Annotated in this window: 16 protein-coding genes; 9 read left to right on the top strand and 7 right to left on the bottom strand. The window is 64.3% G+C overall.

What is annotated here, in order from left to right; all coding sequences use genetic code 11:
* Window positions 1–33: 33 nt before the first annotated feature.
* Window positions 34–621 carry a DUF6265 family protein gene (locus SOM18_RS03450; protein ID WP_152555526.1) on the top strand — a complete coding sequence of 196 codons (588 nt, stop codon included), beginning with the start codon at window positions 34–36 and terminating at the stop codon, window positions 619–621.
* On the top strand, window positions 618–2,534 hold the full coding sequence (locus SOM18_RS03445) for an alpha/beta hydrolase-fold protein (protein WP_320481285.1): 1,917 nt from the start codon (window positions 618–620) through the stop codon (window positions 2,532–2,534). The genes SOM18_RS03450 and SOM18_RS03445 overlap by 4 nt, the downstream gene beginning before the upstream one ends.
* A 282-nt stretch (window positions 2,535–2,816) precedes the next feature.
* Here the strand turns inward: SOM18_RS03445 and mgrA are convergent, their stop codons facing one another.
* Complete coding sequence (gene mgrA, locus SOM18_RS03440; protein ID WP_031441405.1) at window positions 2,817–3,893, bottom strand: L-glyceraldehyde 3-phosphate reductase; 1,077 nt, start codon at window positions 3,891–3,893, stop codon at window positions 2,817–2,819.
* 146 nt (window positions 3,894–4,039) lie between these two features.
* Window positions 4,040–6,007 carry an alpha/beta fold hydrolase gene (locus tag SOM18_RS03435; protein ID WP_320481284.1) on the bottom strand — a complete coding sequence of 656 codons (1,968 nt, stop codon included), beginning with the start codon at window positions 6,005–6,007 and terminating at the stop codon, window positions 4,040–4,042.
* A gap of 270 nt (window positions 6,008–6,277) precedes the next feature.
* On the opposite strand from SOM18_RS03435, the gene SOM18_RS03430 reads away from it, so the two are divergent.
* The 3 genes from SOM18_RS03430 to SOM18_RS03420 are packed head-to-tail and all read left to right on the top strand — an operon-like array spanning window position 6,278 to window position 9,251.
* Entirely contained in the window at window positions 6,278–7,255 is a 978-nt protein-coding gene (locus SOM18_RS03430) for an SDR family oxidoreductase (RefSeq protein ID WP_031441403.1), read from the top strand.
* Window positions 7,252–7,752, top strand: coding sequence for a DUF427 domain-containing protein (locus SOM18_RS03425; RefSeq protein WP_031441402.1), 501 nt, complete (start codon window positions 7,252–7,254; stop codon window positions 7,750–7,752). The genes SOM18_RS03430 and SOM18_RS03425 overlap by 4 nt, the downstream gene beginning before the upstream one ends.
* Before the next feature lie 47 nt (window positions 7,753–7,799).
* On the top strand, window positions 7,800–9,251 hold the full coding sequence (locus SOM18_RS03420) for a deoxyribodipyrimidine photo-lyase (protein WP_320481283.1): 1,452 nt from the start codon (window positions 7,800–7,802) through the stop codon (window positions 9,249–9,251).
* A gap of 361 nt (window positions 9,252–9,612) precedes the next feature.
* Here the strand turns inward: SOM18_RS03420 and SOM18_RS03415 are convergent, their stop codons facing one another.
* Both SOM18_RS03415 and SOM18_RS03410 read right to left on the bottom strand, forming a co-directional pair.
* Window positions 9,613–10,212 carry a CC0125/CC1285 family lipoprotein gene (locus SOM18_RS03415; RefSeq protein ID WP_152555525.1) on the bottom strand — a complete coding sequence of 200 codons (600 nt, stop codon included), beginning with the start codon at window positions 10,210–10,212 and terminating at the stop codon, window positions 9,613–9,615.
* Between the two features lie 58 nt (window positions 10,213–10,270).
* Window positions 10,271–13,558, bottom strand: coding sequence for a TonB-dependent receptor (locus SOM18_RS03410; RefSeq protein ID WP_052380975.1), 3,288 nt, complete (start codon window positions 13,556–13,558; stop codon window positions 10,271–10,273).
* Window positions 13,559–13,942: 384 nt separating this feature from the next.
* Between SOM18_RS03410 and SOM18_RS03405 the strand changes: the two genes are divergently transcribed.
* The 4 genes from SOM18_RS03405 to SOM18_RS03390 are packed head-to-tail and all read left to right on the top strand — an operon-like array spanning window position 13,943 to window position 20,018.
* Complete coding sequence (locus tag SOM18_RS03405) at window positions 13,943–15,505, top strand: tryptophan halogenase family protein (RefSeq protein ID WP_320481282.1); 1,563 nt, start codon at window positions 13,943–13,945, stop codon at window positions 15,503–15,505.
* Between the two features lie 56 nt (window positions 15,506–15,561).
* Window positions 15,562–16,998, top strand: a complete 1,437-nt coding sequence (locus SOM18_RS03400) for a tryptophan 7-halogenase (RefSeq protein WP_031441397.1) — start codon at window positions 15,562–15,564, stop codon at window positions 16,996–16,998.
* Window positions 16,995–18,506 (top strand): tryptophan halogenase family protein, encoded by a 1,512-nt coding sequence (locus SOM18_RS03395; protein ID WP_320481281.1) that lies wholly within the window; start codon window positions 16,995–16,997, stop codon window positions 18,504–18,506. Before SOM18_RS03400 ends, SOM18_RS03395 begins: the two co-directional genes overlap by 4 nt.
* Window positions 18,507–18,509: 3 nt before the next feature.
* The gene (locus tag SOM18_RS03390) at window positions 18,510–20,018 is read left to right on the top strand and encodes a tryptophan halogenase family protein (protein WP_031441395.1); all 1,509 of its coding nucleotides are present in this window, start codon (window positions 18,510–18,512) and stop codon (window positions 20,016–20,018) included.
* A gap of 32 nt (window positions 20,019–20,050) precedes the next feature.
* Here the strand turns inward: SOM18_RS03390 and SOM18_RS03385 are convergent, their stop codons facing one another.
* From SOM18_RS03385 to SOM18_RS03375, 3 genes are all read right to left on the bottom strand, one after another.
* Entirely contained in the window at window positions 20,051–21,070 is a 1,020-nt protein-coding gene (locus tag SOM18_RS03385; RefSeq protein ID WP_037527568.1) for a cupin-like domain-containing protein, read from the bottom strand.
* Window positions 21,071–21,231: 161 nt separating this feature from the next.
* Window positions 21,232–22,869, bottom strand: a complete 1,638-nt coding sequence (locus SOM18_RS03380; RefSeq protein WP_031441393.1) for an alpha-L-fucosidase — start codon at window positions 22,867–22,869, stop codon at window positions 21,232–21,234.
* A gap of 94 nt (window positions 22,870–22,963) precedes the next feature.
* Window positions 22,964–25,360 (bottom strand): TIM-barrel domain-containing protein, encoded by a 2,397-nt coding sequence (locus tag SOM18_RS03375; RefSeq protein ID WP_081874374.1) that lies wholly within the window; start codon window positions 25,358–25,360, stop codon window positions 22,964–22,966.
* Between the last annotated feature and the right edge of the window lie 47 nt (window positions 25,361–25,407).

Genomic DNA, 25,407 nt, shown 5'->3' with positions numbered 1-25,407 from the left:
CCGTATGCCGCTCAACCAAAACAGGGGGTGGGCATGGGGTTGAGGCACAGGGCATATGCACCTTTCAGGTTTCCGACGGCGGTAATCGCGCTGGCGATCCTGTTCCACGCAAGCCCTTCATCGGCGCAACTCGCCAACCCCCGGGCCATGATCAAGCTCCACGCTGAAGGCCGCCAGGCCCCGCGTGCGACGATCGCCGACATGGCGTGGATCGAGGGCCACTGGATCGGCGACATGCCCGATGGGCCGGTCGAGCATGTGCTTCTCAGTCCTCGCTTTGGGCAGCTTCCGGGCTTCGTCCGCGCGTTAGCTCCCCAGAACCTGGCCTTTTACGAGATCGGCGTGTTCGTCGAGATTGGAAATTCGCTGACTCTTCGGGTCAAGCACTTCACGCCGGAACTCGCCGGTTGGGAAGCGCAGGCGGCTTATATCGACCGTCCGCTGGTCGATCGCGATTCGACCAGCTTCTACTTCGACGGCGCGACTTTCTCGCGAACCGGGCCGGATAGCTTCACGGTCTATTTTCTCAATCGCTCGGACGGCCAGGAACGTGAGACACTCGTGATTCCCTTCCGGCGTACATCAGGCCCCGCGCGGCGAAGCGATGGAGCACCGTCATGAGCGCGCTATGCAAGCTTTACGCCGTTGCCTGTTGCTTGCTGGCGCTGTTCGTCGCTCCGGCGATGGCGCAGCCGCAGGGCCGGCTGGTTGTCAGCACGCTGCAATCGACCAGCTTCGCCGGCAGCAAGATCGGCATTTCGCCAGTCCGCAACCTCACGGTCTACCTGCCGCCGCGCTACGCCGAGGCAGGCAAGCGATTTCCCGTCCTCTACTTCCTCAACTATTTCTTCGAAGATCACCGCGAACCCTTCGCCAGCCACGGCGCAAAGGCGTTGCTGGACAAGGCGATAGGGCAGGGTCTGATCGGCGACGTCATCGTCGTGACCGCCGACTTCACGACCCCCGCGGGCAGTTCATGGTACGTGAATTCGCCGGCGACGGGCAATTGGGAGGATTTCATGGTGCGCGAGCTGGTGCCGCACATCGATGCCACCTACCGCACGCTTCCTACCCGGGATTCGCGCGGGATCGCGGGGGACGGTCCGGGGGCGTATGGCGCGATCCGTTTCGGCATGCGCCATCCCGAAATATTCGGCGCGGTCTATGGCATGCAGCCGGTGGCGAGCGGGCCGAATATCCAGCCGACGCACAGCCGCCCGAACTTCGAACGCATGGCGCGCGCGACATCGCTCGACGATCTGCGGGACGACGGCTTCTCGCTGATCTTCACGTCGATCTATCAGGCCTTTTCGCCGAACCCCAATCGACCGCCGCTGTTCTTCGATCCACCGGCGCGGCGTGTCGACGGGCGCATCGTAGTGGACAGCGACCGTACGGCGCGTTTTAAACAGGGATTCGCGCTGTCGGCCTTGCTCCCCGCTTATGCCGACAATCTCAAATCGCTGCGGGGCTTCAAGTTCGACTGGGGGCGTCAGGACACGCTGGTCGATCATGTCTATGGCGCGCAGGCCTTTTCCAATCTCCTCGCCGAATATGGCGTGCCGCATGAAGCCGAGGAGCATGGCGGCGGCTTTCGCGACCGGCATTGGGGCGAGCAGGGGCGCTTCTACATCGATGTGCTGCCCTTCATCGCGCGGCACCTGTTGTTCGGACCTCCCGCGACGCCGACCGAACGCGTCAACGCCGCACACGGAAAGCTGCGCGAGTCGATACTTTCCAACGATGCCGATGCGCGCGCCGCGCTCTACCGCGCGGACGCGCTGAGCATGCCTGAATATCAACCCGCGCTGCATGGCACCCGCCAGATTGCCGCCTATCACCGCGCGATGCGTGAACGGCGGCAGGTGGTCAGCTATGTGCCGGTCGCAAGCGAAGTCTTCGACCTGGGCAACACACTGGTCGAGATCGGAACCTTCACGATCCGCTGGTCCGACCGCGCCGACGAGGAGCGGGGAAAATACGCGCATGTCTGGGGCGTCGAGCGGGACGGCAGCCTGAGGCTCAAGGCCGACACCTGGGGCTATTTCCGCCCGCTGGCCGATCCCGCGGGCTTCTTCACCGCGATCCCGGAGCCGTCGTCCTCGCCCATCCCGTTAGCCGCAGGCGATCGGTCCGTGGGCGAATTCCTACGGGCGCATAACGACCGCGACGCCGAGGCCGTGCGGACCAAGGATGTCGAGGCGAAACTCGTAAATTATACCGACGACGCCATCTTCATGCCCTTCGCCGAAACGCCCAAACGCGGCATGGCCGAGATCCGCCCCTATCTGACCGCCTATACCGCAGCGGGAACCGGCGCGACCTTCCGCGATGTGCGGGTCTGGACCCTGGCGTTCGAAAATCACGGTACGTGGGTAATCGAATATCCCAAATTCCGCGTCGAGTGGACCGCGGGGGGGCAGTCGGGCACCGTCAAGGGCGGGGGAATCCGGCTGTGGCAGCGTCAGGCTGGCGGCTCGCTCAGGCTGCATCGCCAGATCGGAACACACGACTATGTCGTCCCGGCCCGTTGAGGCGGCGCCCCGCTTGGTCCGGATTGGCGGCAGGCATTCCGCTATCAGCCTGACATCGGAGCTCTTCGTTCGAGGCGGGCATTTACAGGCGTCGCGAGTTTCTCAGATCACGACTGGGCAAGGCTTGATAAGCGTGGGTTACCCAAAGAGATCACGAATTCGCGAATTTTAGAATTGTTTGCACCCCTGTCGGCGAAGGTAACCGGGCATGAACAGATGTCCGAAGGTTGGGCGCGCAAACGTCGCCTGGAATGTCCCGAAGGCGGTCGTCCTGGCCGTTGTTCAGGCGGGCACTCCTTGCGCTGCCGGTAGAGCAGTGATGTCAGATGATCCCGACCAGAGATTGACGCCGCCATCGTCGGCCGCGTTGTCGATCGCGGTGAGTTCGTCGGCGGAAAAGTCGAGCGTCTTCAGCGAGTCGAGGGAGTCGTCGAGCTGTTCGACCGTGCGGGCGCCGATCAGCGCCGACGTGACGCGCGGGTCGCGCAAGACCCACGCGATCGCCATCTGGGCCAGGGTTTGTCCACGCTCACCCGCGATATCGTTCAAGGTACGGATGGCAGCAAGGTTCTGATCCGTGAGCAAGGCCTGTGACAGCGACCCGTCACGGGTGGCTCGCGCATCCTGCGGGACGCCCTGGAGGTATTTGTTCGTCAGCATGCCCTGCGCCAAGGGTGAGAAGGCAATGCAGCCGACGCCCAGTTCCTCCAGCGTCGCCAGCAGGTCGCGCTCGATCCACCGGTTAAGAATCGAATAGCTGGGCTGGTGGATGAACAGCGGCACCTTTTCCGCGGCCAGGATCTCGGCCGCACGGCGGGTCAGCCCCGGCTCGTAGGAGGAGATGCCGACATACAGTGCCTTGCCCTGTCGATGGAGCTGCACCAGCGCGCCCATCGTCTCCTCGAGCGGGGTCGCGGCATCCACCCGGTGTGAATAGAAGATGTCGACATAGTCGAGGCCCATCCGCTTGAGGCTCTGGTCGCAACTCGCAATCAGGTATTTTTTGGATGAACCGACATCGCCATACGGTCCGGGCCACATGTCCCAACCCGCCTTGGTCGAGATGATGAGTTCGTCGCGATGGGCCGCGAAATCAGAGGCGAGGACGCGACCGAAATTCTCCTCCGCCGAGCCATAGGGCGGGCCGTAATTGTTGGCGAGATCGAAGTGGGTCACGCCACGATCGAATGCCCGCCGCAGGATGGCTCGCCCCGTCTCGAACACATCCTGTCCGCCGAAGTTCTGCCACAGCCCCAGGCTGATTGCCGGGAGCCTCAGCCCGCTTCGGCCGGTGCGTCGATAGGGCATGCCGCTGTCATACCGGAGCGGGGACGCGACGTACGGACGGGGAAACGACATTGGTGACTCCTTGTGAACGTCTTCGATGCGCAACGCGCAAACCGTTTCGGCGCAGCGTGCATCACTCTTCTGAACTGCCTCGATCGCGTTGGGCATGTGCGCGGTGCAGCGCTGCAGTTAGGCACGGAAGCTGCCCTAAAGCTGGCCTAGATCAGCCATTCGAAAGCACGCTTCAGTCGTGCCGCACCATTGGTGTCGAACGGCCGACCATGAGCGAAGATCACCCGGTCAGGCTCGAGCGCCACGATCGCTCGCACCGCGTTTCTAGCGTCCGCGCCGCCTAGCCGTACTGGCAGCCGAAGGTACCGTGCGGTCGTGCCGTCCGTGGCAGCGGAGGCCTGCATCAATAGCCGCGTGACAGGCGGCAGCTTGTCAGCATCGAGGTTTTCGATGAGGTCGACGAGCACGAGCGTCTTGGTCTGCCGGTGAAAGAACCAAATCTCGTTGAAGCCAGCCCCTGCCGGCACCATGCCTTGATCAAGTGTGTCCGACCATTCGGCCGGGGCCGTTCCACCGAGTTCGGCATCGAACCGCACCGACGATGCGCGGACCTGTGCCCGGTCCCGCAGCCCTGGCGCGGCCCAGGTGGTCGCATCCGGATAGGCCCGTTGCCAATCGGCAATGTATGTCCAGTGCGCGATGTTGGGGGCAACGAGATGCCGTACCCGTCCCAGCGCTTCGATCGCCTTGGCCAGCTCGGCCGAATAGGGGGTCGGCGAATGTAGAAGGAGATCGCCATTTTCGAGCCGGATGATCGTCATGCGCACGGGCAGCGCTATCCCCATCGCGTTTATTGGTCCGCTGTCGACGATCCAGACACCCTCGGCAAAGACTTTCGGGACATCGAGTGGCGGGTAGGTCGCGCGATGCCGGGCTTGGGTATCGTCCGGGCGTCGATGACTGTCTGCTAACGTCCAAAATCCAAGGGCGGCAACGCCGATGACACCCGCCGCGCCGGCGATCCGACGCCGTCTGCGCGCCCTTGAGGAGGCCTGGTCGGCAAAGAAGCGTCGCATATCCGCCAGCAGTACCCCAGGCTGTTCGAGCGCCGCGAAATGGCCGCCTGCCTCCATCTCGTTCCAGTGAACGATGTTGTAGGTCTTGCGTGCGTGTGAGCGCGGGGGCGGCGGGAAGACGGGGTCGGGGAAGGCTGCGACGCCGGTGGGCACCTTGACACGGCTGCCTGCCGGAAGTTCGCCCGAACCCTCCAGCATACGGCCGCGATACATCCAAGTGGACGTGATGAAGGACCCCTCGACAAGGTACAGCATGATGTTGGTGAGGAGCGTATCTTCGTCGAACGCCTGCCAGAGATCGGGCCTACCCTGTTCATCACGCGGAACGTCCGCCCAAGCGCCGAACTTTTCCAGAATCCAGGCGGCAACGCCGACGGGACTGTCCGACATGGCAATGCCGAGCGTCTGCGGACGCGTGCCTTGCTCCTGTGCGTAGCCGGTTTCCTCTTTCGCCAGCGTAGCACGTCGGGCCGCCCAAGCGAGTTCGTCGGGCGTCTTCGGCGATACGTCCGCCGCCTGAAGGAGAACCATGTTGAGATGCAGCGCGGCCACGGCTTCGGGATGATCGTGCGCCATCCAGCTCCCGATCGCCGCGCCCCAGTCACCACCTTGCACCAGATAGCGCGCATCGCCGAAAAGCTCGGTCATCAGACCGTGCATCAACTCGCCCGTCCGGCGCGGTCCGATCGGCGCGGCGGGGCGCCCGGAAAAGGCGTAGCCCGGAAGCGACGGCACGACGACGTCATGGCCGTCGGCGACCAATGGCGCGATGAGCGCCTCGAATTCCATGAACGAGCCCGGCCAGCCATGCAGCAGGAGCAGGGGTGGGCGCGACCCATCGCCCCGCGCATGAATGAAGTGAAGCTTTTCGCCCAGCACCTCCGTCGTGAACTGGGGTAGAGCATTCAGCCGACGTTCCTGCGCGCGCCAGTCGAACCGCATGCGCCAATGGTCCACGAGCCGCTTGAGATCCGCAAGCCCGACCCCTGACGTCCAGCTTCCGGCGTCCGGCAGCGCGCCCCAGTCGAACGATGCGACCTTGGCGTTGATGCCGGCGAGCCGCTCGTCGGGTACTGCAATCGTAAAGGGCTTTGCCATCTCGTGTCCTTGCGTTCCAAGGGCGCGCGCCCCGTCTCGAGCAACACCAACGCACGCACCTGCGTCGCGTTCAAAATTGTCCGGTATTCCGTAGTGAGAGCACCTCTCGAAGCTCGAGCCCGATACGGTGAGATGGGTTCTGCGGCGCTCGTAGGACACCGCAGCGCTTTTAGAACGTTAAGCGGCTATGCATGATTACAGTCCAGCCCCTCCGACGCCACAGCGTCCTCTAGCCGACGCAGTGCGGCCAAGCACCCCGAGCATGGTCCAATGAGCGCGGATCACACACTCGCTGGACACCGGGTGGTGATCACCGGTGCATCGAGCGGTATTGGCGCGGCGACGGCGGTGGCCTTCGCGGCGGCGGGCGCACGGGTCGTCCTGGGTGCCCGCGGCAGGGAAGGGCTGGACGACGTCGCTAGCCGCTGTGCCGCGGCGGGTGGAATTGCGATTGTCCGACCCGTCGACTGTACCGATGCAGCCGCAGTGGCGGCATTCGCTGCCGAGGCCCGCGACCTGCTCGGTGGCATCGACCTGTGGTTCAGCTGCGAGGGCGTCGGCGTGCTCGGCCGGTATGAGGACGTGCCGATCGCAGACCATGCGCGCGTCGTCGACGTCAACCTCGTCGCTCACATGAATGATGTGCACGCAGTGCTGCCGATCTTCTTGGCGCAGGATCGCGGCACCTGGGTCAACATGATCTCGGCCGGCGGCTTCGTCGCGACGCCGTATGCGGCGGCCTATTCGGCGAGCAAGTTCGGGTTGCGCGGGTTCAGTGCGGCACTCCGCGGCGAGGTGTCGAAGCGCCCGCACATCCATATATGCGACGTCTGTCCGACCTTCGTCGACACGCCCGGCGTCGACCATGCCGGCAACTATACGGGCGCACGGCTCGCGTTGCCGCCGGGTTCGCTCGCACCCGAGACGGTAGCGAAGGCCGTCGTGCGGCTGGCCACGCGACCCCGCAACCTCACCGCAGTCGGTGCGCCTGCAATGGCGTTCAAGCTGGGGGAGTTCGCGGCGCCGAACCTGCTGGCGGCGATCCTGAGCGGCTTCCTCGACACCTGGTCAGCGCGCGCACCCGACGGCGACGACAGCGACGGGGTATTGTTCGAGCCCGGCGTTCCCGCCGGTCCGGATGGCGGGCGGCGCGATCCGCATCGGGGGCGCAAGGTCGCGGCTGCGACGTCCGGTATCGCGGTGCTCGGCCTTGCGGGTATCGGCATCTGGCTCGGTCGTCGCCGGTGAGCGACAACGACCGCGATCCTTCACTCGCGCCGGGCCAGGAGAGCGTGTGGCGCTTTCCCCGCCCGGCCGTTGCCGAAGCGAGCGAGCGGTGGATCCGTATCGAGCATAGCGGTGTCCTCGTCGCCGATACGCGCCGCGCTGTCCGCACGTTGGAGACCAGTCATCCGCCCAGCTGGTACCTGCCGCCCGACGCTCTGAGTCCAGGCCTGCTTCGCCGTTCGGAGCGACGCTCGTTCTGCGAGTGGAAGGGCCACGCCGTCTACTGGCACCTGGCGATCGGCGGCGAAGTGCTGCGCGACGTGGCGTGGAGCTATCCCGAGCCGACGCCGGCCTTTGCGGTATTGCGCGACCATGTCGCGTTCTACGCCGGTCCGCTCGATACATGCATGGTGGACGGCGAGCAGATGGTCCCGCAGCCCGGCGGATTTTATGGCGGCTGGATCACGTCGGACGTTGTGGGACCGTTCAAGGGCATACCGGGCAGCATGGGATGGTGACGGCCGTTCTGCCTGCCGGTCTTCGCGACTGGAGAGAAGCCCCACGGGTGCGGGCGCTGAACGATCGCGCGGTGAACGTCAGCGGCCGTTACGTCCTGTGCTGGCTGCAGCAGGCGCTGCGGGCTCGCGACAATCCGGTGATCGATGCGAGCATTCTGCTCGGCAACGCGCTCGGTTTGCCGGTCCTGGTGTACCACGGCGTGCGCGAGGATTATCCCTATGCCTCCGACCGGCTGCACCACTTTATCCTGGCGGCGAGCCGCGACCTTGGTACCGGGTGCACGAAGCGTGGTCTGGCCTGCGTTCACCACGTCGATCGGGCTGGGCACCGCGAAAAAGGTCTCGTGCACCGGCTTGGCGCCGATGCGGCGGCGATTGTGCTGGAGGACCAGCCGACCTTTGTCGCCCGCTGGCAGTCCGATAGGGTCGCTGCCCGCGCCGCGGCGCCGGTCTATGCGGTCGAGGCCGCGTGCCTGGTGCCCCCGGCCGTGCTGGGCGGCGACATCCGTGGACGATCGGGGTTCCTGCGACGCCACGAACCCGAGCGCTCCAACTGGGTGGAGACGGAGGAGGCGGTGCCGGAACAGCCCGCTTACGCCGGGACGCTGCCCTTCACGCCGGACAGGTTGGACACATGCGATCTCGACGCGCTGGTGACCAGTCTCGCGATCGATCATACGGTGCCGGTCAGCGACCTGCACCCGGCTGGCCGGAGCGCGGCAGAGGAACGGCTGCGGTGGCTGGTGACCGAGGTGCTGCCCGGCTATGCCGCAGCGCGCAACGACGCCACGCGCGCGGACGGCGCCAGCGGATTGTCGCCCTATCTGCACTTTGGCGTGCTGGGCCCGCGCGAGGTGATGGCCGCGGTCGCCGCGGTTGATGCAGGTAGCAAGCACAAGGCAAAGTTCGCCGACGAGCTCCTCGGATGGCGCGAGTGGTTCCACTACCAGGCGCGGAATCTTGCCGCGCCGGAGCGCTACGACCGCGTCGCCGGCTGGGCAGTCGACACACTCGCCGAGCATGCCGCCGATCGCCGACCCGAACTGGAGACGTTGAGCGCGATGCTCCACGGCGAAACGCGCGACGAGACCTGGAATGCCTGCCAGAAGCAATTCCTCCTCGACGGCTGGATGCACAACAATTTGCGGATGTACTGGGGCAAACGCATCATCGCGATGACGCCCAGCCCGGAAGCGGCATGGTCCACAGCGTGCTATCTCAACGACCGGCTCAGCCTCGACGGTCGCGACCCGTCGACCTACGGCAACATCGCCGCGACGTTCGCGGGCTCACCATCGGACTGCGAGCGACCGATCTACGGGCGCGTCTCGACACGCGGTGACGGCTCCACCCGGCGCAGGGACGGCGGCGACGAATGGCTCGCTGCGGCCGCGTCAAGGGCGGTGCCGCGGGTATCGGTTCCGGCGGAGGTGCCGGTCGATCCGTATCTCACCGGCGAGCCGACTATCTGCGCGGTCGTGCGACAGGGGGGGCTTTGACCTGCAGATGCGGCCGAACAAACGCCTGCATTCCCGGCCTCTCTGCCATAGCTTCCCATGCGTCACCACCGCGCCCGTCTTCAGAATGCCAATGATTTGCTGCTTTACCCGTCCATTCCGAGTGCGGATCCCGGTTCCAAATCGAGGGGAAAAACGGGGCGCGTCTCATCCGGCGCCCGCTGGCTTTCTCTCGCATTGGTTTGTCAGGATCGCGGATAGTCGATCGCCGAAAGTCGGAGCCGCCCGACCCGACCGAGCCTGCGTCCCACGAAAAAACGGGGCGGCCGTGCGCCGCCCCAAGGGGGGGTGTTAGCGACCAATGTACCGGTCGATCGAGGGTGTCCGATCGGCACGCTGCTCGTTATTTGCGTTTTCCCCGTATCTGTTCGATCACGTCCGCAGCAGCATAGATTGTCGGCTGCACGTTGAGTCCTGGGAATGTAGCCTGGTCGCCCGATCCCATCTGGATCACGACCGTGGTCTGTGCAGACTGGCTCGGACGCCAGCGTTCCAACACCTGATAGGGAACGTCACCGCCGCCAAAACCACCCGTCGTAGGGCCATTTGGCACGGCTGCATCGGCCACCCCTGGAGGGCTGCCCGCCTGACTGGCCGAACCCATAGAAGCGCTGGCGCCGGTCCCTGTCGAGAAGCTCGGGCCGGTTTTGTCGCGCAGGTCGGAGCCGCCACCAGCAGCAAGGTCGCGCGTCTCGGCCTTGATGACGGCGAACCACTCCTTACCCGCATCCTGGGTGAGTTCCGCCGCCCGCAACATGGCGAATTTGGCGACATCATCGGGCTTTGCGCCCTTCGCGCCAGTATAGACGATGGTTACCCTGCCGTCAGCGCCAATAGACGACTGATAGCCGACGTCACTTGCAGCCTTCGCTGCCTTATACCCCTTTTGCGCAACAGCCGGGGTACAGATCAATGCCGCTACTATCAGGACTGCATATTTCATCATGCCCTCCATCACGAAAGGAGATCGGGACGGTTTCGACCGTCCCGATCGCATAGCTTCAATACTGCAACAGGATGCCGAAGACGATTCGCCGATCGTTCAGGAAACTGAACCGATCATACAATTGTCCGCTCTGGTCGATTTGAACGCGCGCCTTGCTCTTCGTGTCGAGGATGTTGGCGACTGACGTGCGCAGCGTCAGGGGGCCGATCCTGTATCGAACCGAAGCGTCAAGGAACCCGGCCGCCGAGTTGTAGACGGGGTTGCCCGTCACATAGTCGCGGTAGGTCGTGAGATATTTCGAGCGCCAGTTATACGCCAGACGCATCTCGAGCGCGGAGTCCTGATAAATTCCGACCACGTTGAGGATGTGATCGGATTGTCCAAGAAGATCATCGACGCCGAACCGGAAAAAGGTCGTCTGGTCATCGACATTCCCGTCGCCATCACTGTCGACGCCGTTCGCAGGCGGTGTCGTCGACGAGTCGATATAGGTATAGTTTCCCTGGAAGCCGAGATGGCTCAGCACGCCCGGCAATTTGTCGAAGAACTGCTGGTAGCTGACCTCGATGCCTTTGACCTTCGCTTTGGCCTGATTCACCTGGCCATTGTAGATAATATTGACCGTCTGCCCGTCAAGCGTCGTCGTTCCCAACGCCAGATCGCCATTCGTGACGATATTCGACAAGCTTTTGTAGAATCCGGCGACGGAGAAATATCCCCCGCGGAAATAGCGCTCGATCGAGAGATCGAAGCTGTCGGCCGTGGTCGGTCGCAGCAGCGGGTTTCCGCGATTCACGCGGATGTCGCCTGCCGTGATGTTCTGGGCACCACGATCGATGCCGAACAACGGGTCATTCTCATCGGTGATCGGCGGGAAGTTCACGCGGTTCGTGGTCACGACATATTCCTGCGACGCACGCAGATCCTGTACGTTCGGCCGGCTCAGCCCCTTGCTGTACGCGAACCGCACGAGTTGCTGCGAGTCGACATTCCAGCGCAGGTTGAAGGACGGAAGCCAGTTCTCGTTGGTCTGCTTGAAGCTGATCGGTACGGCCGCCTGAGCCCCGTACGCGATCGACTGGGGCAGGAAGTCCGCGGGATCGTCGCGGCTCTCCGCATCATCGGTTCTGGTCCGCTCCAGGACACCATCGCCATCGGTGTCCGCAAACGCGGGTGTCTGGGCATCGGCCACGAACGGCCGGAACGCCTGGAACCCGGTCGATCGCAATTTGGTGCGGACGTATCGGACGCCGAAGTTTGCGGCGATCGACATGCCGTTGTCGAACTCGTGCTTGAGATCAAGGCGAGCGTACGCGTTCGCCGTCTGCTCCGTGATGTTGGACGTGTCCTCGGGGCGGAATATGGGGACCCCGAATTTGCTGCCGTCGTCCGTACCCCTGGGCACCCAGTTGTAATTGCCGTTTGCCAGCTGCGGCTCTGCGTTCAGATATTTGCGGAATGCGGAATAGTCGTTGAGAAGTGCGGAGTTCGCAAAGACGAAGGTCTGGTTCGGACCTTCGACCACGCCGCCCCGGAAGAAGTTGGCGAAGCTGATGGCTTCTGCAGCCTTGGTCGGTTCCTGAAAGGTGCCGACCACGCCGTAACCGCCGCGGCCATCCCATGCAGGCGAGATGGCACCCCAGTTCAGCGCCATTTCCGAGTTCGTCTGGCTCCGCTCGGAGTAGCGACCGCCGAATTTGACGCTGTCGAACCAGCCGGCAAGTCCGTCACTCCCCGACACGTCGTACGCGGTATCGGCACGGAAGGCGTAGAGATCGCCCTTGCCGACCTGGAACTGGTCGGCCGCGAATTGCCAGGTCGCGCCGTTCAGATCGCCGGCGGATGTCGGCGATGCGAGCGGATTGGCATCGCTGTCACCGCTGAAGCGCGTATTGCCCGGATTGAAGCGATGGGCCGGGTTGACCGAAAAGGCGATCCGCGGGTTATCGAGATCGGGCGCAATCTGCCAGTCGAGATAGGTGTTGAAGCCGCCCCAGATCTGACGCTGCCGTGCGCTTGCCTTGGTATATTGCCCGTCGACCGTCACCAGCAGGCGTTCGGTCGGCTGCCACCGCAGATTGAGGCTGAAATCCTCGGTCTTGCTCTCTTCCGTCCTGCCGATGCCGAGCGATCCGACCGGCGATCCCACCGCGCCCGTCCAGGCATCGATCCGGTTGGTGACGAAGCCCGATTCCATCAGACCGCCGCGGATCGGGATCAGCGTCTCGCAGTCGCCCGGGTTCGAGGGAAAGCCGCCCGCGCCGCTGCACATCGCGACACCGTCGGACCCGAAGCCCGGCTTGACCTTGAGATTGCTGATCCCTGCCGTCGTGCCCGTATCGTGCTCGGGGAACCACTCGAACGTCCGCTCGATGCTGTCCGTGTCCTCCTCGACCCGGATATACTTGGCCGTGAGTTGCAGCGTGTCATTCTTCCACTGCAGCGCGCCGTAATAGCTTCGACGATCACGATCGACATCGTTCGTACGCAACTGAAATCCCGGCGTCGTACCAAGGATGCGTGACGGATCCACGCCCGTGAACTCGGACAGCTTCGCCGCGCCGGTCAGGCTTGTCTGCGGAACATTGCCGGTTGCGTCGAGCACGCGTGGAAACGGCGAATTCTGCTGCCAGCCGTTGATACGCGAACTCAGCTTTGACCGTGAAACCGACGCTACCACGCCAAATTCACCGATCCCCGTCTTCCATCTGCTGCCGCCCGTGATGCTGCCCGACGGCGACGATTTCTTGCGAAGATCGGTGTAGGTATTGTCCGCCGAGATCGCGAGAAACGGCTTCTGGCGATCGAACGGCTCTAGTGTGCGCAGGTTGATCGTGCCGCTGATGCCGCCCTCGATGAGATCGGCCGTCTGGTTCTTGTAGACATCGACTGCGCCGATGAGCTCCGGCGGAATACTCGAGAAATCGAGCACGCGCCCGCCATTGGCGCTGAACGCGTCGCGGCCGTTAAATTCGGAGCGGACAAAGCCCAGGCCGCGGATCAGGTTGCCCTGGCCTTCGGGCGAGGGGAAATCGGGCGACGCGCCGCCGGTCGCGAACCGCGAGATCGTCACGCCCGGGACGCGCCCGAGCGCCTCTGCCACCGACAGATCGGGCAAGGTGGCGATGTCGGAGGCTGTGATCGAGTCGACGACCGTGTCGGCGTTGCGCTTGATGTCCTTCGCGCTTTCGAGTGCGGCGCGGATGCCCCTTACGACGATGTCCTCGGTCGTCGTCTCGTCGAGCTCGGTCGTCTGAGGCGCGGTCGCCGGGTCGGTATCCGGCAAACCGGATTTCGGCGGCGAGGTCTGCTCGTTTGCCGGTGACGAAACCGTCTGGGCCATGGCTGGTGACCCGATCAACGCTATCGAGAGCGCCGAAGTCGAAAGCAGAAAGCGCTTGGTCGAGCTTGATAACGCCGGAAAAACCGAATTTTGCATCACAGCATCCCCTCTTTGTCCGGTTTGTCCCGGGCTTCCTCCTCACCTGCGCCAGCTTCTGAGTGATTTAAGCTTTTGAGCTCGTCATCACGACCAGTCGTCAAATGTAAGAGTAATGCTACGTCCGCTTTCTGCGACAATCAAGAGCTGAATATTGCGACAGAATGCTTGTCTTTTAATCACTTGCCGACGTTCGCGACCGCGCTTGCCTTCCCGCGCTCAGGCTTTAATCAGGCGTAAGGCGCCAATAGGCGCGGGGAACAGGAGGGGCAGCGGCGATGCCATATTGTGGTGCACCCGCAAGATACGTGGTGGGCGTTCGTGGCAGAACAGTCTGACATTAGCAGCATCTGCATTGTCGGGGGCGGCACCGCAGGATGGATGGCCGCGGCCGCCTTGGCCGCCAAGCTGGCGGGGCTCCCGACAGCGATCACCTTGGTCGAGTCGGACGAGATCGGCACCGTGGGCGTCGGCGAAGCGACGCTGCCGCATATTCGTGCATTCAACCTCGCGCTCGGCATCGACGAAGCCGAAATGATGCGGGCGACGGAGGCCACCTACAAGCTGGGGATCGAGTTTTGCGACTGGGGCCGCCGCGGCGATCGATATATCCACCCGTTCGGTGATTTCGGGCCGACGACCAACGACGTGCCCTTCTATCAATACTGGCTGAAGTTGCGCCAATCGGGAGACCGGAGCCGGATCGACGAATATAGTTACCCGGTCATCGCCGCGGAGCAGGGCCGCTTTCGACGGCCCTCTGGTGACCTGGACGCCGTCGAGTCGACCTTTGGTTATGCCTATCAGTTCGACGCGGGGCTCTATGCGCGATTTCTCCGAGGCTTTGCCGAGAAAAGGGGGGTGTCGCGCACCGAGGGGAGGGTGGTCAGGGTCGTACAGGACGGTGAAACCGGCTTTGTGCGCAATGTCGTGCTGACGAACGGCACGACGCTATCCGCCGACCTGTTCATCGACTGCTCGGGGTTTCGAGGACTGCTGATCGAGACCGCCCTGCAAAGCGGCTATGACGATTGGAGCGCATGGCTGCCGTGCAATCGGGCGATCGCGGTCCCGACGGAAAGCAATGGTGCGCTGCGCCCGTTCACCCGGGCGACCGCGCGCACCGCGGGGTGGCAGTGGCGGATCCCGCTGCAACACCGTGTCGGCAACGGCCATGTCTATTGCAGCAGCTTCATTTCCGATGACGAGGCACATGATCAGCTCGTTGCCGGGCTCGACGCACCGATGCAGGCAGAGCCGCGCCGGCTGTCGTTCACGACGGGGCGGCGGCGCGAGTTCTGGAAGAAGAACGTCGTGGCGATCGGGCTAGCAGGCGGCTTCCTCGAGCCGCTCGAGTCGACGTCGATCAACCTGATCCAGGATGGCATCACCGAACTTCTCGCGGTCTTCCCGGACAAGGGATTCGCGGCGCGCGACATCGCGGAATATAACCGCCGCATAGGCCTTCACTATGAGCGCATCCGCGACTTCCTGCTGCTGCATTACGTCGCAACGCAACGCGACGACTCCGAGATGTGGCGCCATTTCCGCAATCTTCGCCTTCCCGACAGCCTGTCCGAGCGGATCGAGGCCTGGCGTAGCCGCGGTCACCTGATCCAATACGAGTTCGGCCTTTTCCTGTCGCCGAGCTGGGTCGCGGTGTTCCTGGGTCAGAATCTCGTTCCCGACCGGCATGATCCGCGCGTCGAGAACATGAGCGTCGATGCTCTGACGGCCAGAGCAACGGACGTGCGCGCGAAGGTCGATGCTGCGGTACGGCGGACACCCGATCATACCGCCTTTATCCGGGAAAGCGGAGGAGCGGCGCGTCTCGCCGTTGCCGGGGCTTGATTGGCGCACCGGGGGCACCTGTTGCATTTACGCCGGGTAACGACATCAGGCACATCGTGGTCTGCGGTGGAGGGCTTGCCGCCTGGATGACGGTGGCGATGCTTGCGCGCCAGCTGCCGGACACGGTGCGGATCACGTTTGCAGAGATCGATAGCGATCACCGGTGCGCCGACCTCTTCTACGGCACAGTGTCCGGTCCAGGCAGCTATGCGTTCAACCTGGCGGCCGGTGTCACCGAGCCCGCTCTCGTACTCGGCAGTTCCGCCGCTTTCTCCTGGGGTAGCAAATATGTGCACTGGGCTGAAGGCGGGCGATCCTGGATCCAGTGCTTCAACCTGGCGCTGCCGGTGATCGACGGCGTCCTGATGCACCAGTATATGGTACAGCAGGGCATGACGCGGCTCGACCCGTTCCTGCTCGGTGCAGTCGCGGGAAGTCGGGGCACGTTTGCGCATCCCCCGCGATCACCTGGTGCTGCCGGTCAGCAGCCGCTGGCGCGTGCGGAATATGGCTACCATTTCGACCCGGCAAGCCACGCCCGGTGTTTCGCCGCCGCCGTACCGCCCGGCCGCATCCACCATCTGAAGGGGGCGCTGACCCGGGTCGCGGTGGGCGACGGAGCGATCACCGGCATCGCGCTCGATGGTGCCGACATGGTGACGGCCGACCTGTATCTCGATTGCAGCGGACCGTCGGCCGAACTTCTATCTCGGCTCGATCCCGCGTGGCTGGGCGGGCGCGCGCTGCAGATCTCCGCAGACGACGTGGCCGAGGCCCGGCTTGGCCCGCCGGTTCGCAGCGTTTCGTTTCACGACCAGGGCTGGGCGGCACAGACCCCGCTGCGTGGGTCGACGCGATCGCTGACGGTCTCCGATGCAACTGCGTCGTGCAACGCGAGAGGCGGGCTGAGCGCGTCTGCGACGCTCGGGCGGCGCCGTCGGGCCTGGGCGGGGAACTGTGTCGGTATCGGGCACGCGGCCGGCATCGTCGAGCCCCTCACGCCGGCGCCCATGATGCTGCTCGAACGCGACATCGAGCGGTTGATGACGCTGATCCCCGTTTCGACTGCGTCGATGACCGTCGAGGAACGCGAGTATAACCGCAGGCATGGCGAGGATCACGATCATGCGATGCGCTTCACCCGCGCGCTTCTCGAAACGTCCGCCTTGCCGGACAGCGATTTCTGGCGCGCGGCCCGCGACACGCCGGACGCGGAGCTCGAGCACAAGCTCGCGATGTTCGCCGAACGCGGGTTGCTCGTCTCCTACGATCTCGAGCCCTTTCATCCCGAGGACTGGCTGATCATGCACTTCGGTATCGGCCGACGTCCGCGACGCCATGATCGTCTGGCGGACCGCGCCGATGCCAAGCGGGTCCGCCGCTATCTCGACGATGCGGCACAGCAGGTCGCGACTGCCGCCGCCGCGTTGCCGTCGAACCACGTCTACATGACGCAACTGGAACGCTATCTCCGCCAGGATCCACGAAAATGACGCAGGCCCCCCTAGGATCCATCGTCATCGTCGGCGGCGGCTCGGCCGGCTGGATGACCGCCGCCGCGCTTTCCAGCCTTGTCGATAGCAAGGACGTGTCCATCACGGTCATCGAGTCCGACGCGATCGGCACCGTTGGGGTCGGAGAAGCTACCATTCCGGACATGCTGGTCTTCAACCAGATGCTCGGCATCAGCGAAGCCGAGTTCATGCGTGCGACCGAGGCGACGTTCAAACTCGGGATCGAGTTTGTCGACTGGGGTCACAAGGGCGACCGCTACATTCATCCCTTTGGTCAGCACGGTGTCGACATGGAGGGGATCGACTTCCACCAATACTGGCTGCGCTTGAACAGGGATGGCGGCACTGCACCAATCGAGGACTACAGCCTCTCCGCGGTCGCCGCCGGCGCGGGTCGCTTCGCCCTGCCCGACCCGAACCCGCGATCGGTGTTCTCGCATCTTCGCTATGCCTATCACTTCGATGCGACGCTCTACGCACGATATCTGAGGCGGTATGCCGAGAAGCGGGGCGTCAAGCGCATCGAGGGCGTGGTGAACGCGGTTCACCGGACCGCGCAGGGCGACGGCATCGCCGCCGTGACGATGGACTCGGGTGCGCAGGTCAAGGGCGACTTCTTCTTCGACTGCACGGGATTTCGCGCGCTGCTGACCGGGCAGACGTTGGACATCGATTTCGTCGACTGGAGCGCCTGGCTGCCGTGCGACAGCGCGCTGGCGGTGCCAAGCGCGCATGTCGGACCGCCCCCGCCCTATACCCGGTCCACGGCGCGCCCCGCCGGTTGGCAGTGGCGGATTCCGACGCAACGCCGCGTGGGCAATGGCCACATCTACAGCCGCAGCTTCATGGACGATGACGAAGCGGAGCGGGTCCTGCGCAAGGGGGTCGAGGGCGCGCTTCTTGCGGAACCCCGCGCGATCCGTTTCAAGGCGGGGCATCGGCGGCAGTTCTGGCGCGGCAATTGTATCGCTATCGGGCTCGCGGCTGGTTTTCTGGAGCCGCTTGAGTCGACGTCGCTGTATCTGATCCAGGAAGGAATCAGCCGCTTCATCTCGCTGTTTCCCAACGGGGATATGCCCGATATACTCCGAGTAGAATATAACCGCTACATGCAGAAGAAATTCGAGCAGGTACGAGACTTTATCGTGCTGCACTATGTCGCGACGAACAGGGACGATACGCCGTTCTGGCGCTATTGCCGGAGCATGAGCGTGCCGGACAGCCTCCGGCACAAGATGGAGCTGTTCCGCGAAACGGGGCGCATCTTCCGCTATGATGACGAGCTTTTTGCCCGCCCGAGCTGGGTGGCGGTGATGCTGGGCCAGGGGATCATGCCTGAACGGTGCGATCCGATCGTCGCGGCGTTGCCCGCGCGCGACGTGGCGAATAGCCTGCAATCCATGGCGTCGGCGATGAAGGACGCTGCATCCGGCATGCCGACACATGCGAGCTTCATCGCGTCCTACTGCGCCGCGACGGAGGGCTGACCGATGGACGAACTTGCCATTCGCAGGATCGTGGTGGTCGGTGGCGGCACCGCCGGCTGGATGGCGGCTGCAGCCCTGTCCCGCGTCCTGGGCCACGCGGTCGAGATCGAGCTGATCGAATCGGAGGCGATCGGCACGGTCGGCGTCGGCGAAGCGACCATCCCGCACCTGCAATATTTCAATCGGCTGCTCGGGATCGACGAGGACGATTTCGTCCGCCGCACGGCCGCGACGTTCAAGCTGGGGATCGAGTTCGTCGATTGGGGTCGCATCGGCGACCGCTATTTTCATCCGTTCGGCACCTATGGTCAGGAAATGGAGGGTTTGCACTTCCATCATTTCTGGCTGCGTCAAGCTCAGCTCGGCGGGGCCCTCGAACTCGATCGATTCAGCATCGGCGCCGACGCCGCGCGGGCCCAGCGCTTTCAGCGTCCCGACCACAGCCGCGCCGGCTCGCCGCTCGGGACGATCAGTTACGCGTTCCAGTTCGACGCATCGCTCTACGCCCGCTACCTGCGCGAGCGGGCCGAGGCCGGTGGCGTGCGGCGCACCGAAGGGCGTATCGTCGATGTCGCCCTCGACAGCAGCAATGGTCATGTCCAGGCGGTGACACTGGAGGACGGCAGCCGCGTTGCGGGCGACCTGTTCATCGACTGTTCGGGCTTTCGCGGCCTCCTGATCAGCGAAGCGCTTGGCGCCGGCTTCGAGGATTGGAGCCATTGGCTGCCCTGCGATCGCGCGGTGGCGCGCGCCTGCCGCCGGACCACCGACCCGCTTCCGTACACCCGGGCCACCGCCAAGGCGGCCGGCTGGCAATGGCGCATCCCGCTCCAGTCCCGCACCGGCAACGGCTACGTGTACTGTTCCGATCACCTGAGCGATGATGCAGCGCTCGCTGGGCTCAACGCCGCGCTCGACGGTGATCCTCTGTCGGAGCCCAACTTCCTGAAGTTCAAGGCCGGCGTCCGGCACAAGGCCTGGGACCGCAACGTCGTGGCGCTCGGTCTCGCGAGCGGCTTTCTCGAACCGCTCGAATCGACATCGATCCACCTGATCCAGTCAGCCATTGCGCGCCTGCTGACCAACTTTCCGGATCGTCGCTTTAACCAGCACGACATCGACTATTATAATCGCCGCACGCGCGTCGAATATGAGCAGGTGCGCGACTTCATCATCCTGCATTATGCCACCACGACCCGCGATGATTCGCCGCTGTGGCGGTACTGCCGGAGCATGGCGTTGCCCACGTCGCTCGAAGAGCGCATCGCGATATTTCGCGAGAATGGCCGGCTATATCGCCACGACAATGAACTGTTCAGCGAGACGAGCTGGCTCGCGGTCATGCACGGGCAGGGGCTTGTTCCAAGGCGCTACCATCCGCTCGCCGATCTGCTGCCCGAAGGCGAACTCGACAAGCGCATGACGCACATCGCAAATGCGATGCGGCTGGCGGTCGACCGTATGCCCTCGCACCAGCAGTTCCTTGACCAGATCGGTCGCACTGCGGCCTGACGTCCGGCCGGCAGCGGTGACGCCGGGAAGGCTTATCGCGCGCCTAGTGCGTGGAGGAGATACTGCTTGATGCGATCCGTCCGCGATGGCGACGCCGCCCCGAGCACGCCGCGTGCTGCCTCGGGCAGGTGATCGGCCACCCGTTCGGCCGCGTCGTCGAACGCATAGTGATCGAACCATTTCCGCCATACCGCGCGTTCGCGCGGCGGTAGGTCGCGTACCGCCATCAGCGCATGGATCATCGCGGTAAACGGGCTCGTCGCCTCGTGCCCTTCGGCCCAATAATTAACCAATATGTTGAGCGGCTCGTACGAGCGCACATTATGCCACCACAGTGCCGGAATGAAGATCGCGTCGCCGGGCCCAAGGTCCGCGACCAGCGCATGGCGCATCGCCTCGGCAAAGCGCGGGTAGCGTTCCAGGTCGGGTTGATCGGGGTCGACCATGCTCGCCGGCTGCCCCGCCATCGTATGATCGAGCGGCCCAACATAGAGATTCTCGAGCTGCTCGGGTGGGAACAGGAGGAAGCGGCGACGGCCCGCGACGACGCACGCCAGGTTCGCCGATCCGTCGTAATGCGTCGAAATCCGCGTCGCGTTGCCGATCCACACCCGCGCCTTCGCGCCAGGCAGCGTCAGGTCGAGCGGGTTTGCCTCGCTCCAGCCGGGCAGGAGCTGTCCTGTCGGCGCAGACCCAGCATAGAGGACGGGCGCCGCGGGATCGTTTTCAAACCGAAGCAATTCCGACAGCAGCAACTGCAACGGAACCATCTGACGGTTGAAGTTGAAGCCCTGGACGGCATCGTCGTAGAAGAAGCGGCCTTGTATCTCCGGCCGCCCCGCCATCACCTGAACGGGGACACCACCGTCGAACTTCTCCATGTATTGCGCTGCGCTCCGGGCACCGCCGCTTGCTGCCGCAACCGACGGCCAGGTGGAGACTTGAGCACGCAGGACTACCGGTTCACCACGGTTGAGGATTTCGGCTTCGAACGTTGCTGAGTCCACCCGCGCACGCTCGGCAAGCGGGCGCGCCCAGTCCAGATTGCTCACCCCTCGTCATCCTTTCATCCCGCCCCGCCAATAAGTTTGGCGCTGCGCTACCCAGGTTTCTCCGGATATAACTGGCTGCGAAGCTGGTGGCGACCGCGTATTCTACCTTCGAACGCCCGCTCGAGGGGGAGCAATGGCCGAGCACCGAGAAACCCGACGCCCTAGATCAGGCCGCGGCCCTCAATTTTCACGACCGGAACGAAGCCGTCGCCGCGGTCGGCGGGCATTGCGAAATGCAGGCCGTGCGGGTCGCGGCGGTGCGCTATGCGGTCGCCGCCGAGCAACGTTACGCGCTCGACGACGCCGTCGGCGAAGCGGTGGCGTGCGAGCGCCTCGATCGTCACGTCGCCGCGTGGCCAGCCGAGGAACAGCGCATAGAGCGCGCCCTTGTTCGTGGTGAAGCGCACGTCGCGCGGCGTGAACACCCCCGACGACTGCTCGTTCTGCATGCCCGTCTGCAGCTTGGTCGGGCCTTCGCCGTAGATCCGCCATGGGCGCGAGCCGAAAATCGCCTCGTCGTTGATCGCGATCCAGCGGCTCATCCCGTCGAGGATCTTTTCCTCCTCGCCGTCGATCGAGCCGTCGCCGGGCTGCGGGATCGAGAGCAGCAGATTGCCGTTCTTGGACACCACGTCGGCAAGCCGCTGGATGACCTGCTCGGCGGTCTTGTAGCTTTTGTCGTTCAGGCGCGCGACATTGTAGAACCAGTCGCCGATACATGTATCGGTCTGCCACGGCTCGTCCCACAGATGGTCGGTGAAGCCGCGTTCGACGTCCTGCACCAGGCCAAACCGGGCATAGGGCTTCAACTGCTTGGCGGTCAGCACGACATCGATCTTGCCGTGCCAGGCGATCGACCGATTATAGTAGTCCGCCGCCGCCTGGAGCCCGATCGGGCCGAACGGCAGCTCGTAATCGTCGAAATAGCAGAAGTCCGGCTTGTACTTGTCGATCAGGTCGGTCTGCCGCAGCAGCCATTTCGCGGCATAGGACGGGTCGTTCGGCGGCGGGGTCTCGATCCACTGGCCGTCATGCGCATCGTGCCAGGCGTTCATCGCGGCTATCGTGTCGATGCCGTTCGGCAGGACCGCGTGCGCGCCCGTATAGAGCTGTTGCGGATCGAGCCCGTCCCACCAGGTGCCGTGGCCATCGGCGGCCCGGAGCGTGAACGCGTCGTAACGCTGTCCCTTGCGCGGCCCGATCGGATCATAGCCATAGGCGGTCTGATACCAGTGCCAGCTATGCGCCGCATGGTTCGAGACGCCGAACTTCAGCCCGGCCTTGCGCGCGGCCTTCTCCCAGATGCCGACGACGTCGCGCTTCGGCCCGACGCGCAGCGAATTCCAGGCGTGATAGCGACTGTCGTAGCAGTCGAGATTGTCGTGATGATTGGCGAGCGAGACGAAATATTTCGCCCCCGCCTTGGCATAGCGGGCGATCAGCGCGTCTGGATCCCAGCGCGCTGCGGTCCAGCGGTTCATCACCTCCATCATCCCCGATCGGGTCGGATGGCCATAGGTCTTGAGGTGATGTTCGTACGCTGGATGGCCCTGCAGGTACATGAAGCGCCCATACCAGTCGCCTTGCTCGGGTACCGATTGCGGGCCCCAATGCGACCACAGGCCAAGCTTGGCATCACGAAACCACTCGGGGTAGCGATAGTGATCGACCAGCGACTGCCACGTCGGCTGCACCGGGCCCCGCGCCAGCCCCATCGGGCTCTGCGCGAGCGCATGGGTTGCGGGTCCGAGTGCAGCTATACCGGCGAGCACCGACCGACGGCTGAGGTCGCTGCTCACGGGGTTGCGACGGATCTGACGGGCACGCCGTCAAAGCGCGCGTGCGCTGCCGTCGGTAACCCGGTCAGGAGCCGTGCGGCGACGCGGCTACCGATCACTTCGGTGCCACGATCTGGACCAGGGACCCGGCGTCCTGCCCGGTCGGCAGCTTGCCCGACGCGGTCAGGCGCCGGCTCTTGTCGTCCCAGCGGAGGGTCGCTTTGCGTCCGCCCTTGGTCCGATAGTCATTGGTCACGCCATCGTCGTCGTAGAGCGCGAAACTGGCATCCGCGCCGGGATAGACGCGAATGGCCTCAAGCGACTGCGCCGTCGCGGTGCTCGGGACCTGGACGCCCATCGGGATGATCGACCCGGCGCGCACGAACAGCGGGATCCTGTCGATCGCTGCGTTCGCGGTGACGGTCTGCCCACCGGTAAAGCGCTGGTTGGTCCAGTAATCATACCAGTCCGCCCCGGCTGGCAGATAGACCTGGCGGCTGGTTTTGCCCTGTTCGGTGACGGGGGCAACCAGGAAGGCGGGGCCGAACATATACTCATCGCCCATGTCGGCGACGTTGGGATCGTTCGGGAAATCCATGAACAGCGCGCGCATCATCGGCGCATTGCTCTCATAGGTGTGGCGCCCGAGCGAATAGATATAGGGCATCAGCGAATAGCGCAGCTTCAGGAAGTTCGCGAGAACGGGCTCGGCCGCTGTGCCATATTCCCAGAGCGCAGTGGCGGGGCGCTGGCCGTGGATCCGCAAGGTCGGCGTGAACACGCTATAGGCGAACCAGCGCGTGAACAGCTCGGGATAATCCGCATAGTCGGGCGCCATCGCGGTCGCGCCCGCCGGATCGAGCAGCACCGGACGGGTCGCCTTGGGCCCGTTCGGCCACTGCCAGCCGCCGATGTCGCTGCCCCAATAGGCCATGCCGCTCGCGGTGAAGCCGAGCCCGGCGGGCACCTGCCGGTGCAGCGCCTCCCAGGTCGACTTGATGTCCGACGACCAGAACAGCCCGCCATTGCGCTGGGCGCCCAGATAGGCGGCGCGCGACAGGATCAGGTTGCGCATCGTGGGGCGATCCCGTGCCGACCCGTCCGCGACGCTCATCGTGTGGAGCAGCGGGAAGACGTTGTGATAACGGTCGCCCGAGCCGATCGAATAGAAGCTGCCGTCGGGCACCAGATCGGGCTCGGTCTCGTCGAGCCAGAACCAGTCGAAGCCCTGGCTGGCGATATTGTCGCGGATTCGCTCCCAGAACCAGTTGCGCGCATCGGGGTTGGTGCTGTCGAGCAAGGCGCCTGCACGATCGGACCGGATCGGCAGTCCGTCGACGGCGTTGCCATCCTTGTCCTTCAGCAGCCAGGACTTGCTCGACAGCAGATTAAAGTAGCGCGATTCCTTTTCGAACCGCGGCCACACGCTAATGATCGAATGCATCCCCATCGCCTTGAGCTTGTCGTTCATGCCCTTGGGGTCGGGGAAATAGGTGCGGTCGATGTCGAGCTGACCCATGCGCGACCAGTAGAACCAGTCGAGCACCATGATGTCGAGCGGCAGGCCACGGCTGCGATACCCGTCAGCGATGCCGAGCAGTTCCTTCTCCGTCTCGTACCGCGCCTTGCTTTGGATAAGCCCGAACGCGGCCTTTGGCGGCAGCGGGGTCGTCCCGGTCAGCGTGGCGTAGCCGGCGTAGATCTCGTCGGTGGTCGCGCCGGTGATGACGAAGAAAGAGACGCGCTCGCCGACTTCCGACTGCCAGTGCGTCGCACTGTGCAGGCCGGGGGATACGACGGTCGAGGATGGATTGTCCCAGACGATGCCATAGCCCTTGTTGGTGACCATGAACGGCACGCAGACCGTCTCGCCCGCGGGCGCATCGTAATTGTGGCGGCAGTCGATCGTCCGGCCGCGCAGGTCGAGCTTGCCTTCCTGGTTCTGGCCCAGCCCGTAATAATGCTCGTCGGCGGGGGAGGCGAAGCTTGCACCGACGCGGAACGTCTTTTCGCCGTTGACGGTATGCGGCCCCATCTCCCACCCGGTCATCTGCGTCAGCATCGTGCCGTCGGGCTTGCGGATCGTCACCGACACCGGCGGCAGCGATGGCGCGAAATAGCGCTCCATCTGCGTGGGGGCCTTGGGCCAGGGCTTGGCATCGACCGAAAGCGACAGCGCGGCGGACGTGAAGATATCGGCGCCTCCGTCGTTGCGGTGCGTCCAGCCTGCGGCATTGGGCTTGGCGTTGGGACCGTCGCCCGGGGGGGCGTCGACCTGCCCGCGGTCGGTCGCGATCGTCACTCGGACGATGTTGGGGGCATAGGCCTCGATCGAAACCAGGCTGCCGTTGCGATCGACCGTCGCGATCGGCGCTGCGAACCCGCTCGTCGCAATCGTCGCCAGCGAAACCCCAACGGCAAATCGCGCGATCAGGCGCGACCAGCTCGGCGATACCGTGCTTCGGGAATCGTCGGACGGCTGCGTGACGACACGGGCTGGGGCGATATGCATTGAAATCCTCTCCGCGGGTCTGTGCCCGTTATGGTACCGCAAACTTC

The organism is Sphingomonas sp. CFBP9019 (genome assembly GCF_034045155.1).
In the GTDB taxonomy this organism is placed as follows: Bacteria; Pseudomonadota; Alphaproteobacteria; order Sphingomonadales; family Sphingomonadaceae; genus Sphingomonas; species Sphingomonas aerolata.
Note: the sequence above shows the minus strand (reverse complement) of the source record. Positions and strands in the feature narration are given on the sequence as shown.